Origin of the sequence: Plantactinospora solaniradicis (genome assembly GCF_042658085.1) — a bacterium.
In the GTDB taxonomy this organism is placed as follows: domain Bacteria; phylum Actinomycetota; class Actinomycetes; order Mycobacteriales; family Micromonosporaceae; genus Plantactinospora; species Plantactinospora solaniradicis.
This window is the reverse complement of sequence record NZ_JBHSPR010000008.1, coordinates 570,876-583,714: the sequence shown is the minus strand read 5'-3', so window position 1 is coordinate 583,714 and position 12,839 is coordinate 570,876. Positions and strand designations below refer to the sequence as shown.

The 12,839-nt window shown below is 67.8% G+C and carries 12 protein-coding genes and 1 pseudogene; 7 read left to right on the top strand and 6 right to left on the bottom strand.

The genetic code is table 11. The annotated features are described in order from the left end of the window. Positions 1–382 precede the first annotated feature (382 nt). The 3 genes from ACFP2T_RS12385 (at position 383) to ACFP2T_RS12375 (ending at position 4,497) form a co-directional block, all read left to right on the top strand. Positions 383–685, top strand: coding sequence for a hypothetical protein (locus ACFP2T_RS12385; protein ID WP_377420891.1), 303 nt, complete (start codon positions 383–385; stop codon positions 683–685). An 80-nt stretch (positions 686–765) separates the two neighbouring features. After that, complete coding sequence (locus tag ACFP2T_RS12380) at positions 766–1,536, top strand: aminoglycoside phosphotransferase family protein (protein ID WP_377420889.1); 771 nt, start codon at positions 766–768, stop codon at positions 1,534–1,536. Between the two features lie 114 nt (positions 1,537–1,650). Then, the gene (locus ACFP2T_RS12375; RefSeq protein ID WP_377420887.1) at positions 1,651–4,497 is read left to right on the top strand and encodes an AfsR/SARP family transcriptional regulator; all 2,847 of its coding nucleotides are present in this window, start codon (positions 1,651–1,653) and stop codon (positions 4,495–4,497) included. A gap of 99 nt (positions 4,498–4,596) precedes the next feature. Here the strand turns inward: ACFP2T_RS12375 and ACFP2T_RS12370 are convergent. Both ACFP2T_RS12370 and ACFP2T_RS12365 read right to left on the bottom strand, forming a co-directional pair. Further along, positions 4,597–4,833, bottom strand: a pseudogene (locus ACFP2T_RS12370) (IS5 family transposase); the annotation flags it as partial. A gap of 43 nt (positions 4,834–4,876) precedes the next feature. Beyond that, entirely contained in the window at positions 4,877–5,752 is an 876-nt protein-coding gene (locus ACFP2T_RS12365) for an NAD(P)-dependent oxidoreductase (protein WP_377420885.1), read from the bottom strand. Positions 5,753–5,851: 99 nt separating this feature from the next. Between ACFP2T_RS12365 and ACFP2T_RS12360 the strand changes: the two genes are divergently transcribed. Continuing rightward, positions 5,852–6,205 (top strand): MerR family transcriptional regulator, encoded by a 354-nt coding sequence (locus tag ACFP2T_RS12360; protein ID WP_377420884.1) that lies wholly within the window; start codon positions 5,852–5,854, stop codon positions 6,203–6,205. A 50-nt stretch (positions 6,206–6,255) separates the two neighbouring features. On the opposite strand, the gene ACFP2T_RS12355 is transcribed toward ACFP2T_RS12360, so the two are convergent. From ACFP2T_RS12355 to ACFP2T_RS12345, 3 genes are all read right to left on the bottom strand, one after another. Further along, positions 6,256–6,777 (bottom strand): hypothetical protein, encoded by a 522-nt coding sequence (locus ACFP2T_RS12355; protein WP_377420882.1) that lies wholly within the window; start codon positions 6,775–6,777, stop codon positions 6,256–6,258. 447 nt (positions 6,778–7,224) lie between these two features. Next, positions 7,225–7,863, bottom strand: a complete 639-nt coding sequence (locus ACFP2T_RS12350; RefSeq protein WP_377420880.1) for a hypothetical protein — start codon at positions 7,861–7,863, stop codon at positions 7,225–7,227. A gap of 248 nt (positions 7,864–8,111) precedes the next feature. Beyond that, a complete protein-coding gene (locus ACFP2T_RS12345; RefSeq protein ID WP_377420878.1) occupies positions 8,112–8,750 on the bottom strand; it encodes a TetR/AcrR family transcriptional regulator in 639 nt (212 codons plus the stop codon). Between the two features lie 92 nt (positions 8,751–8,842). On the opposite strand from ACFP2T_RS12345, the gene ACFP2T_RS12340 reads away from it, so the two are divergent. Then, on the top strand, positions 8,843–9,244 hold the full coding sequence (locus ACFP2T_RS12340) for a nuclear transport factor 2 family protein (RefSeq protein WP_377420876.1): 402 nt from the start codon (positions 8,843–8,845) through the stop codon (positions 9,242–9,244). 177 nt (positions 9,245–9,421) lie between these two features. Beyond that, on the top strand, positions 9,422–10,873 hold the full coding sequence (locus ACFP2T_RS12335; RefSeq protein ID WP_377420874.1) for an alkaline phosphatase PhoX: 1,452 nt from the start codon (positions 9,422–9,424) through the stop codon (positions 10,871–10,873). Positions 10,874–10,988: 115 nt separating this feature from the next. Here the strand turns inward: ACFP2T_RS12335 and ACFP2T_RS12330 are convergent, their stop codons facing one another. After that, positions 10,989–11,549, bottom strand: a complete 561-nt coding sequence (locus ACFP2T_RS12330; protein ID WP_377420872.1) for a TetR/AcrR family transcriptional regulator — start codon at positions 11,547–11,549, stop codon at positions 10,989–10,991. 90 nt (positions 11,550–11,639) lie between these two features. Between ACFP2T_RS12330 and ACFP2T_RS12325 the strand changes: the two genes are divergently transcribed. Then, on the top strand, positions 11,640–12,653 hold the full coding sequence (locus ACFP2T_RS12325; RefSeq protein ID WP_377420870.1) for an aldo/keto reductase: 1,014 nt from the start codon (positions 11,640–11,642) through the stop codon (positions 12,651–12,653). Positions 12,654–12,839: the final 186 nt, after the last annotated feature.

Below are 12,839 nucleotides of genomic sequence, written 5' to 3'. Positions count from 1 at the left end.
GATGGTTACCTTCCACTCGGGGATGAACACCCCACAGGGGGACGTGGGATGCCAATGGAATGCTTCGGCCCGCACCAGGAAAAGGAAACCCCGGGGACCACACGCCCGGCGAGCACTGGGGGGTACTCCGCCGAACACAATATGTAACGACCGGGGGCCCTGGATCATTCCCGGCCCGCCACCCGTCAGCCCAGCTCACAGGCCGTGGTACTCGGTCGTACGCGTAATGTAACGACCGGCCCCCCGCCAACATTCCACCCCACCAACTCGATCATGAACCGTGGGTGCTGTCGGACCCGACCGGGAAGCTGGGGCAATCTTGAGAGGAACGTTGCTGGCCGAAAGCCTGCGAGTGGGCGCTGAGCTGCCTATCGACCTGAGATTGACCCGGGTCGTCCGGCGGGACGTCTCGGCATCGGTGTCGGCTGACCAACCCGATGTCTGGACCGTCCTCGATTCCGAGGCGGCCGATGATGTGGCCGACGCACTCGCCCAGTCGCTCTCCCGGTGCCTGCGTGCGGACGGCGGTTGGTACGCCGACTTCACGCTCGGCAACGACCACGTGGTCGTCTTCGCCAACCGGGTCTTCCGGTACCGCCGAGGCGATCTGGCCCGACGAGCCGAGGTCGTCGCGTACGGCAGGACGGTCGGCGTGCCGGAACACCAGTTGGACTGGACAGACTGATCGCTCGGTACGGGCAGACCGTCTGTCCGACCGCGAGAATTGGCGTGGGGCGAGTCGAGGCTGGCGGTAGCGTCCCCACAATGGCAGACCAGGAGGTGCTCCAGGACGACCCGCACCGCAGGGTGCTCCGCGTGGGTGACACGGTCCGCCGGCCGATGCAGCCGTGGTCGGCGACCATCCACGAACTACTGCGGCACCTCGAAGCGGTCGGCTTCCCGTACTCACCTCGCCTGCTGGGGATCGATCCAGAGGGACGCGAAGTCCTCAGCTACATCGATGGCGAGTCCGGTCCCGCCAGTTGGTCCCGTGTTGTCGACGATGCCGGTCTGACGGCCATGGCTCGTCTGCTGCGCGATTACCACGAGGCGGTCGCCGGCTTCCGCCCTTCCGTCGGTATGACCTGGGCGAATCGCGCCGAGCCTCCCGGTCCTGGGGAAGTGGTCTGCCACGGCGACTTCGGACCGTGGAACCTGGTGTGGCAAGGCACCCAGCCGGTGGGCATCCTCGACTGGGACTACGCCTGGCCCGCCCCGGCGATCCATGACGTCGCCTACGCCTTGGAGTATGTCGCGCCGTTCCGGGACGACCGCGAATGCCTGCGGTGGTTGCGTTATCCGGCGCCACCGAACCGACGGCGGCGGCTCGAGCGTTTCGCCGAGGCGTACGGGCTGACCTCGACCGTCGGCCTGGTCGACCAGGTCATCAGCCAGCAGCAACTGGTCCTGGACCGGGCACGGCAGCTCGCCACCGAGGGGCGAGAACCACAGGTCACATGGCAGGCCAGTGGTGGCTTGGACGAGGTCGTACAGCGGATCCGCTGGAGTCGTGAGCACCGGGTCCTGTTCGAGTAGCGGACGCCACGGCGACGCCAGGCAGTGTCGGCGTCGCGGCCGGTTCGGACATCGATCATCGAGTCCCAAGGATGATGTCCTAACATCCGATTGATTGATCATCCTGGGGGTTACGTGCCGGAGTTGCGGCTGTTCGGCCCGGTGGAGTTGCTGGTGTGCGGGCAGGTGGTGGATCTGGGCCCGCCGAAGAGACGGACCGTGTTCGCGGCGCTGGCCGTGGACGCCGGCCGGCCGGTACCGGTGGACACGCTCGTGGACCGGGTATGGAACGACGCACCTCCCGCTGAGGCACGCAACACCTTGTACGCGCACATCGTGCGGATCCGGCGGGCGCTGGCCGAGAGCGGCGGGGCGAACGGCATCCCGGTACGGCTGAAACGACGTGCTGGCGGATACCTGCTGGACGTCGATCCGGGCCAGGTTGACCTGCATCGTTTCCGCCACCTGACCGAGCAGGCCCGCCAGCCGGAGCAGGACGATGCCCGGCGCGGAGCGCTGCTGCGCGATGCGCTCGCGTTGTGCCGGGGCACGCCGTTGGCGGGTTTGTCCGGTGCATGGGTGCAGCGGGTGCGGGAGGGTTGCCGTCAGCAACGACTCGATGCGGTGGTCGCGTGGGCCCGGGTAGAGCTGCGCCTAGGCAACTACCATGCGGTCACCGACCAGGTGCATCGGGAGCTGAGCGAGTATCCGCTGGTCGAGCCGTTGACCGAAACGCTGATGCGCGCTCTGTACGCCGCCGGCCGTACCGCCGAAGCGCTCGACTGCTACACCGCGATCCGGCAGCGGCTGGTTGACGCGTTAGGCGTTGGCCCCGGACCCGCGTTGCAGGAATTGCATCAGGCGATCCTGCGGGGTGACACGTATCAGGTGGCGGCCCCGACCAGACCGCACGAACCAACCGTCCCGGCACAGTTACCCGCCGATGTGCGCGGTTTCACCGGACGCGACATCGAGATTCTCCAACTCGACCGGATCCTGGACACCGCGGAGCAACAACCGACGTCGGTCGTCATCTCCGCCGTCTCGGGCACCGCCGGAGTCGGCAAGACCGCACTTGCGGTGCACTGGGCGTACCGTGTGATCGACCGATTCCCCGACGGGCACCTGTATGTGAACCTCCGCGGGTTTGACACTGTTGGGTCACCGGTGAGCCCGGCCGAGGCTGTACGGGGATTCTTGGACGCCTTCGCGGTGCCGCCGGAGCGTGTCCCGGCCAACCTGGACGGGCAGGTCGGCCTGTACCGCAGCCTTCTCAGCCGCCGACGAGTGCTGATCCTGCTCGACAACGCCCGCGACGCCGACCACGTGCGCCCGCTATTGCCCGGTGCGCCAGGTTGTCTGGCTCTGGTGACCAGCCGTAACCAACTGTCCGGCCTGGTCGCAGGCGAAGGGGCCCACCTGCTCACCCTGGACCTTCTCACTGCGGACGAGTCCAGGCAGTTGTTGGCCTGGCGTCTCGGCGTTGATCGGGTGGCGGCCGAACCGGAAGCGGTGGACGAGATTACCGCCCTGTGTGCGCGACTGCCCCTCGCCCTGGCTATCGTGGCCGCCCGCGCGGCTGCCCATGCCGGGTTCAGCCTCGACGCGTTGGCCGCAGAGTTACGCGACGCGCGCGGGAGCCTGGATGCCTTCGGCGGCGGTGAACTCGTCACCGATGTGCGTGCGGTGTTCTCATGGTCCTACCGCACGCTCAGCTCCGACTCCGCCCGGCTCTTCCGACAGCTAGGGCAGCACCGTGGTCCGGACATCAACCTACCCGCCGCAGCCAGCCTCGCCGGCATCCCGGTCCAACAGACGCGGTCGTTGTTGGCTGAGTTGACCCGCGCGCACATGGCCGCCGAGCACTCCCCGGGCAGGTACACGCTCCACGACCTGCTCCGGACCTACGCAACCGAACAAGCCCAGGCCCTCGATGCCCCCGTCGAACGGGATTCGGCAGTTCTGCGGCTGCTCGACCACTACCTGCACACCGCCCACCTGGCGGACAGACTGCTGGATCCACACCGGGACGCGATCACTCTCGGCCGACGGCAGCCAGGCGTCACACCCGAGGTTCCCGCCGGCTCTGCTCAGGCACTTGCCTGGTTTACGGCTGAACAGCCCGCGATAATCGCGGCCATCCGTCAGGCCGTCGAGACCGGGCTTGACGTCCATGCCTGCGAGCTGGCCTGGGCGCTCGTGACGTTCTTCGATCGTCAGGGCCACTGGCATGATCTGGTGACGACTCAGTGCGCAGCCCTGGAGGCCGCGCGATCTCTGGTCGACGGGGCCAGACAAGCCTTTGCGCACCGTTACCTCGGCCGCGCCTACACCCGGCTGGGCCAGTATGACGAGGCCCATGCTCACCTCAGCAGCGCCCTCAGGCTGTACGTGGAGCTTGGCGACTGTGCCGGCCAGGCTCACATTCATCGAGGCCTCAGTTGGGTGTCGGAGGGAAAGGGGCTCATGCCGGAGGCGCTCGACAACTCCGAGCGCGCCCTGAAGCTGTTTCGGACCACAGGCCATCGTGCTGGCCAGGCAGACAGCCTCAACGCCGTCGGCTGGTACCACGCGCTGCTCGGCGAGTATCAGCTCGCTATCACCTATTGCGAGGAGGCCCTCACTCTGCTGCGAGAACTTGAGGATCGCTACGGCCAGGCCGCCACCTTGGACAGCCTCGGCTACGCGTACCACCATCTCGGGCGCTACGAGCTGGCTGCCTCCTGCTACGACACCGCCCTCGAGCTGCTACGAGAGACCGGCGACCGCCACCACGAAGCCGAAGTCCTCGTCCACCTCGGTACCACGCATCGAGCGGCCAGAGACCACGATGCCGCCGGCCACGCCTGGCGGGGTGCCTTGAGCATTTTCGACCAGCTCGGTCACGCCGGAGCCGAGCAGGTCCGTGCCCAACTCGTCGACCTTGAACACGACTGTGCCAAGGCGAGTGGAAAGACGCGGCATAGTGGTGCAAGGGAATGAAGCCCATGGTCACGGCGACCCCAGCGACCGCCCCGGTGTATTCAGGAGCCCGGCCGGTAGTTCCGGTCCGCACCTAGGGTGTGTTTCATATGCCGGTCGGAGCCACTCGTTGATGGCGACGATGTGCAGGGTGGCCAGGTAGCGCACCGCGAACTTGTCGTACCTGGTGATCACCGCGCGGTGGCGTTTCAGGCGGTTGATGCCGCACTCCACAGCGTGCCGCCGCTTGTAGATTTCGGGGTCGAAGGTCGGCGGACGGCCGCCCTTCGACCCCTTCTTGCGCCGGTTGGCAGCCTGGTCGGCCTTGATCGGGATCGTGGCCGGGATACCGCGCTGGCCCCCGCCTAAGGATCGAGGGCGGTCGGGCCGGTGTGGGCGGTCAGCCGCGTATGATCTCGACGAGGCTGGCGAAGCTGTCTTTGCCGTGGCCGGCGTCGATGCCCCGGGTGGTTAGTGACTTGATGAGTTCGGGCAGTGCGGTGTCAAGGCCGCGGGCCCGGCTGGCTTCGATGAGGTGGTCCATGAGCGGAGCATCCAGCTCGAGCCATTCCTGGTCGCCCGGGTAGTGGCGATCCTCGACCTGTCGGGCGTAGTCGGTGATCACGTCCGTGACGGTGGTGGACAGCCAGCGGGCCAGCAGTGGTGTCACTGTGGTGGCCGGGACACGGGCGGTGTCGAGCAGGGCGGTTGTCTGGAGGAAGCCGATCAGGGTGGCCCAGGCGAAATTGAGCATCGCCACGTCGTACAGGGCCGCGGTGCCAGGGGCCGCGCCCAGGTAGGCGGCGCCGCCCAGGTGGGTGAGTGAGGCCTCGTGGCGTTTGAACACCTCGGGTGAGCCGCTGTAGACCAGTACAGTGTCTGGCTTGCCGACATGTTCGGGGTGGGCCATCAATGCGCCGTCGAGGTAGTGACCGCCCCGAGCGTCTATCCAAGCGGCTACCTGCTCGGCCTGAGCGCTCGTTCCCGACGTCAGGTTGACCACGTCGGCGGAGGCGACGTGCGGCTCGGCTTGGGCGAGGATGTGCTGGACGCTGTTGTAATCGTCAACGCACAACAGTGTTAGCGACGCGGATGTGAACGCTGCCTGCAACGAATCGGCCCGTGACGCTCCCTCGACGGTCGGCGCCTCGGACAGGGGGCCGGGCTCGTCCCAGACCGTGACGGTGACGCCCACCGCTGCGAGGGCCCGGGCTAGTGCCGCGCCTCGCGAGTTCAGCCCTATCACCGTCACCAGATGGTCCGTACGGGGGTTCATGAGGTTCTCCCGTGCTCATTGGGGCCCGTGCGGTTAGGTGGTCCCCGGTGCAGCTAAGCTAAACCTTCACATCGATGTGAGAGTCAAGCGGAGGCGGTCATGCGCATCGGGGAGCTGGCTCAGCGGACCGGCGTCAGCCAGCGGCTGTTGCGCTACTACGAGGAGCAAGGTCTGCTGCGGCCAGTCCGGTGGCCGAGCGGATACCGCGAGTACGGCGATGCCGATGTGGAACGGGTGCGCCGCATCCGCACCCTGCTCGCCGCTGGGCTCGGCACCACCACCATCGCCGACGTGCTGCCGTGTACGGTCGACACCGGCGACGGCCTAGCCGCAGCCTGCCCTGACCTCCTCAACGACCTGCACCGCGAACGCGACCGGATCAGCAGGTCCATCACCGAGTTGCACACCGCCCGGACGATGCTCGACGCCATCATCGGGGCCACCTCGCGCTGAGGCCGCGGGCACACCGTCACGATCCACTTCCGAAACACGGCGGCCGTGTTTCATCTGCCAGGAGTGGTCAGATCCTGCTCGCCGAGAAAGCCCCACCACTCGTCCTTGTCGAAGCCGATCTCGCCGTACCCGGCGCCGAAAACGTAGTAGGCGAGGAACGAGTCAAGGTCCGGCGCGACTTCGAAGAACAGCTCACGCATGAACCACTCGTCGGTGGTCTCCGCCGGGAGGTACCAGACCGCGCCGGTGTCGCGCCGGATGAGCAGCGGCTCCTCGTGCAGCGTGCCGAAGACGAGCCATTCGGCGGGTTCGTCGGCGACGCCGGTGAACTCGGGCATGTACTCGATGTAGTACTGGATCCTGTCCAGCTGCTCTACTCCACGCAGGTCGAACGCGCCGGCCAGGATACCGTCGGCGGTCTCCAGCAGTTCCCGGACCTGCTGCGGCAGATCGGCGGGGATCTTGTCGGCCGGAGCGCCCTCGTCGATCTGGGCCCAGACCAGCGTCGCGGGCTGGTCCGCCTCCAGATCGGTACGCAGCTCCGCGATGAGTTCCGACAGCTCGGTATTCAATCCACCACCTCTATTCGGATCGATGATGCTCCGGGCGCGCATGGGCGACAGTCCGCCCGGTGGCCTTCCAACCGGACCGCTGCGCCGCCGGGAAGAAGGCCACCGACAACCGCCGAGACGTCGCCCCACAGGGGTTACAGCGACGGCCGGGGCGTCGGCGCGGTCAACGCTGACAGGCCACCTCGGCCCTCGACTCGGCCTGGATGCCGCTTAGGCCTGGGCTCGTGTCCCGACCGCCATACGCGCAAACCAGGGAGGCTACGTCGTTGCGGTGCTGGATGCCTCGGTGTTGACCGCCCAGGGAGGCTATCGGAAACCGCCGACTCTTTCTGATGAGCAGATCCGGTACAGCAGCCGACCGGCCGGCTGCTGACTGTCGCGCCAGTCGCAACCCTGGACTGGCTTGCCAGCGAGCTGCCGTCGGAGCGACTACGCCACTCGGGGCCGTCATTCGGCCACCAGCGGTTGGACCTTGGCGGAGTCGATGTCCCACCGTAGGAAGGTTCCGGTCGAGTCGTCGCAGACGATCGTCACCGGGTAGACGCGACCGAACGCCCGCTCGCCCCGGTGCCGCATGGAGTGGTCACCCTCGTCCCAGCGATGCCGAGCGTCAGACAGCCAGCAACCTCGACTGCCCCGACACGCAGCGGATGGTTCGGGCCGGATCGGAGGAAGCTCTCGTGGGTCGGTATGCGGCTCCACCGACATTCCGACCCACGAATCCAGCGCAACCGCATCACCCAAGAGCATTCCGCACCGGTCGGCCGGCAGATCACCGAGCAGCCGGGCGGCGCCTTCACCGCCGCTACCCAGACCAACGTCCAGCATCGTGATGGCAGCCTCGCCATCGAACGGGGACGGCCGGGTAGCCGCCCGCACGGGAAGAGAACGGTCGGCATTGACAGGTACGGCGACCGCCTCGAACAGCCATTCGTGGATATGACCACCACCGGTGGCAGCGACTGCCGCCGCACGGTCGGAGAGCCGCTCGCCGATGCTCGGCCAGATGTAGTCGAGGTGCCCGAGCGTCGCAATAACCGGGACACCGGACGGGGCAGTGACAGAGCCCAACTCTATGAATTCCATCCGGACGAGTCTGGCCCTCGGGTACGGCGCCGTCACGAGCGCGATCCCGGATCCTGAGCAGCAGGCCCAGGCAGGTCGTCGATCGCTTTCCGGGTCCGCTCCTCGCTGGCCGGCCGGCCTGACCCTCTACGCCGTACTCCGCAACCTGCAACACCAGCTCGTCCGCCTGGCCGGCGCCTGCCCCACCTGCAAAACACGGTTCTCGACAACGAAACCCCGCTACCCACTCAGATTATGACAAAGCACTACTAGTCCAAGAAGGATGCCGGTGACTCGCTGCTGCACGGACATTGAATCCGAGTGTCCCTGTCCACCTCGACACCGCTGCGCAGCAGCCGAACGAGCCGCTGGGCGTGGGCCACGTCGGTGGCGGCGAGAGCGGCGCCGCTGCCCATGGCCAGCAGATCGGTCACGGTGTGTTCGGGCCGTACGACACCGGCGTCCTGGGCCCGGCGGAGCAGTTTGGTCGCGGTGGCGCGCATCGACTCATGCCACTGGTCGAACAACCGGGTCCGGCGGGCGTCGGGACCTTCGGCGGCGGCACGGGCGAGCGCGCGTTTCGTCGCGACATGCACGACGAATGCGTCCAGCCAGGTGAAGAGTGCGTCGACCGGCGACGGGTCGTCGAGCAGTTCGGCGCCCTGCCGGCACAGCGCCGCCACCTCGTCGGCGTAGACGGCGACGAGCAGGTCGCCCCGGGTCGGGAAGTGCCGGTAGAGGGTTGCGTTGCCGACGCCGGCTCGCCGCGCCACCTCGTCGAGGGCGACCTCGGACCCGGACTCGTCGAGTAGATCCCGCGCCGCAGCGAGCAGCAGCTCAGCGTTGCGTGCGGCGTCCGCCCTGCGCCCACGGCCGGGATTCGCTGGGTTGTCCGCGTTCAACGCCATCCACCGCTCCAACATTTGCCAAGTGGGGAATTCCCCGCTTAATCTAACACTCTAACCGGGGAATTCCCCGGTTAGAGTTGGTGGAGGACGCCATGACACTGGCCGCCGAGGACCGTACGGCCATCACGGACCTGATCAACCGGCATGGTCACCTGACCGACAGTGGCGAGTTCGACCGGATGCACGAACTGTTCACCGCCGACGCGGTCTACGACGTCACGAACCTGGGCGGCGGCGTGCTCATCGGACTCGCAATGCTGAGGGACGCCGCACTTACCCTGGGTGAGGGGAACCCCGTCGCCCACCACGTCACCAACATCGTGCTCACCGGGACAGCCGACGACTGCGTGCACGCACTGTCGAAAGGCATCGGCATCCACGCGGACGGCACCATCGGCAGCGTGACGTACGAGGACACGATCGTCCGCGGCGACAGCGGGTGGCGCATCAGCCACCGCACGGTGCGCGCCCGTCGGATCCCCCTGACGCGCTGATCGCTCCCGGACCGGTTCGGCCTGCTTGGGCCAGCGGCCGTCGCCTACGTGTTGCGTGAGTAGCCCTGATTCTTTACTCCGATGTTGCCAATCCATTGCATGAATGACGCGTCGGTGTCGGCCCGCAGGAGTTGGTTGTCAAGTCGTAACACTCGTCTTGAACAGGAGCTGCTCGACGTGCCTTCCTCTCGTCGTACCTTCCTCGCCGCCGGCGGCGCCGGTGTAGGCCTTGCCGTCGCCGGGGGCTTCCCGTCCCTGGCCCAGGCCCACCCGAGCCGGTCCCGCCCGCCGGTCGGGGGCGGCCACATCCCCTTCCCGCCGCTCGTGGACGACCCGGACGGCATCCTGGCCCTGCCTGAGGGCTTCAGCTACACCGTGGTTACCCGGGCCGGCGTCACCCGACTCGACCGTGGCCAAGGACTGACCCCGGCCGACCACGACGGCATGGCCGTCTACGACGCCGGCCGCGACCGCTACACCTTGATCCAGAACCACGAGATCGACCCGGGCGCCGAGTTCGGCGTACCGCACGTCAAGGGCACTGTCTACGATCCCGGCGCCGTCGACGCCGGCGGCTGCACCGTGATCAGGACTGACCGCGCGGGCCGCAACCTCGGTGAGTTCGTCGCCCTTTCCGGCACTGTCGCCAACTGTGCGGGCGGGCCCACCCCGTGGGGAACGTGGTTGACCTGCGAGGAGACCGAGGACCGGGCCGGGGACGACTGGGAGGAGGACGGCCGGTCCGGCGTCTTCCAGAAGGATCACGGCTACGTCTTCGAGGTCTGGGCCGACGGCAGCGCGGACCCGAGGCCGATCAAGTGCCTGGGCCGGTACGCCCACGAGGCCCTGGCAGTCGACAAGGACCGCACCAGGATCTACCTCTCCGAGGACGCCGACGGGCCCAACGGCCTCTTCTACCGCTGGACCGCACCCCGCGGCGTCAAGCTCGGTCCCGGCGTGCTCACCCGCCTCGCTCCGACCGCCGGTGTTCTCGCCGCGATGCAGATCATCATGGACGACGGGTCGGTGCTGCCGGACGTTGCCTACCTGACCTCCGCCCAGCTGGGCCGCCCCTTCCCCGTGCGGTGGATCGAGGTGCCTGAGCGCGACGCGCGGACCACGGCCGTGCGCGAGCAGTTCACCGATGGCCAGGTCACCCGCGGACGCAAGTTCGAGGGCGTGTGGGCTACCGACGAGGGCGTGTACGTGGTCAACTCCTACGCGTGGGACGACGGTGATCTCCCGGCGGACGCGGCTCCGCACGACGGCATGGTCTGGTTCTACGACTACCGGGCCCAGACCATCCAGCTGGTGACGTACTTCCCGCACCAGACCGCGTCGGAGGAGGGGACGCCGGTCAAGTACAACGACCTCACCTTCGACGGCCCGGACAATGTGACCGTCACGCCGTGGGGAAGCCTCGTGCTCGCCGAGGACGGCTCGGGCGCCTCCCACGTACTCAGCGCGATCCCGGGCGGCCCGACGTACGCGATCGCCCGCAACCAGCTCAACGACTCCGAGTTCTGCGGGCCGACCTTCACCGCCGACGGCAAGGTGCTCTTCGTCAACATGCAGGACCCCGGCCTCACCCTGGCCATCACCGGTCCGTGGGAGAAGTACCTGGGCTGACAGAGCCAGATCGACCGGTGGGGTCAGGCGAGCCAGCCTGGCCCCACCGGATCTGCCACGCCAGGTTGGGGCCGACGCCCTCGCGCTACAGGGCGCGGTACCGGCCGGTACGGACCTAGCGCACCGGAAGTGGGCGCAAGCCGTCGAACAGAACGGCAAGGGTCCGGTCGATGACCGGGCCGGAGTATTCACCGGTTTCCGCCGCCATGCTGGCGCCCCGCAGCAAGGCGAGTATCTCGGGCATGCCGACGTCGGGGCGTACGGCGCCTACGCGTTGAGCGCGGCGCAGTAGGTCCGCCAACGCTTCGCGCATCTGTGTTCGCTGGTCCGCCTGCTCTGCTTTGACATCGATCCCCGCGCCTTGCAACGCGTCCGTCAGAGCCTTCTTGCGTGCTGCGTCCGCGACGATCTGCGCGAAGAACGTGAAGAACCCGGTCTGTGGCTCTGCGGCCGCGCGCAATCGGGCGGCCTCCTCCAGCAGCAGGTCGACCCGGGTCGAGACGATGGCCGCGTAGAGGGCTTCCTTGGTGGCGAAGTGCCGGTACACGGTGCCGACGCCGACTCCGGCTCGGCGTGCGATCTCGTCCATGCGGGCGGCCAACCCCTGCTCGCCGAGCACGTCCTCGGCAGCCGCGAGCACCTTCGCGCGGTTGCGTGCCGCATCGGAGCGGATCATGCCGGCCTCACCGGGTCGAGCACCGTTGACAAACGGAATCCAGGTTCCGTATCTTCAAGCGGAATCACAGTTCCGATTCTACGAGGATGCATGCAGTACACGACACTGGGCCGCTCCGGCCTCCACATCTCCCGGGTATGCCTGGGCACGATGAACTTCGGCACCGACCCGCAGACCCCGACCCCGGAAACCGAGGCCCGCCGCATCGTCGACGCGTTCCTCGACGCCGGTCACAACCTCATCGACACGGCAGACACCTACCGAGGTGGCACCAGCGAAGAGGTCGTCGGCCGAGCCATCGCCCGCCGCCGAGCCGACGTCGTCCTGGCCACCAAGGGGGCGGCACCGCAAGGCGCCGGACCCAACCACCGGGGCCTGTCCCGTGCTCACCTGACTCGCGCCCTGGAGGCAAGCCTGCGCCGGCTGGGCACCGACTACATCGACCTGTACCAGTGCCACGTGCCCGACCCGGACACCCCGATCGACGAAACCATGGCAGCGCTCGATGACTTCGTACGCTCCGGCAAGGTCCGTTACATCGGCTGCTCCAACTTCACCGCCGCAGGCATCGTCAGCGCCCAGTGGGCGGCGCAACACATCGGCGGAACACCCTTCGTCAGCCTGCAAGCCAACTATTCCCTGATCGCCCGCGCCATCGAGGCCGAGATCGTCCCCACCTGCCAGCGGCACGGACTCGGCATCCTCGCCTACAGCCCGCTCGGCAGCGGTCTGCTCGCCGGGCGATACCAGCGCGGCACCGCGCCGGCCGCCGGATCCCGGCTCGCCCAGTGGGCGGCCATGCCCAGCCCGATGGCACGCGCATTCGTGACCGGTCTTCTCGCCGAACGGCACTTCGACATCGCCGACGAAGTCGCCGCCGTCGCCGCCGAACTGGGAACGACAACGCCAACCGTCGCGCTCGCCTGGCTCCGCGACCGGTCCGAGATCACATCGGTGGTTCTCGGCCCTCGCTCCGCCGATCAACTGGGCGCCAACCTCGCCGGCCTCGCATTCGAGCTTCCAGAAAGCGTATCCACCCGCCTGAATGCGGCCAGCCACTGCACCATCAGCCCTCCGGTCAACGGCCAGCACCACGCAGCCTGAATCAGCGCACCGGCGGCCCCGGCACTCACCAGGTACGGGCACGCCGACACGCGTAGCCTTGCAACGTCCGTCAGCGGAGATTCGACGCGCGACCGTCAATGGAGATTCGACGCGCGACTGTCAACGTGCCCTGCCCGCAGCTCGCGATACGTCCACCCCGGCTCGGCCTTGTCGTCCCGCTGGCCC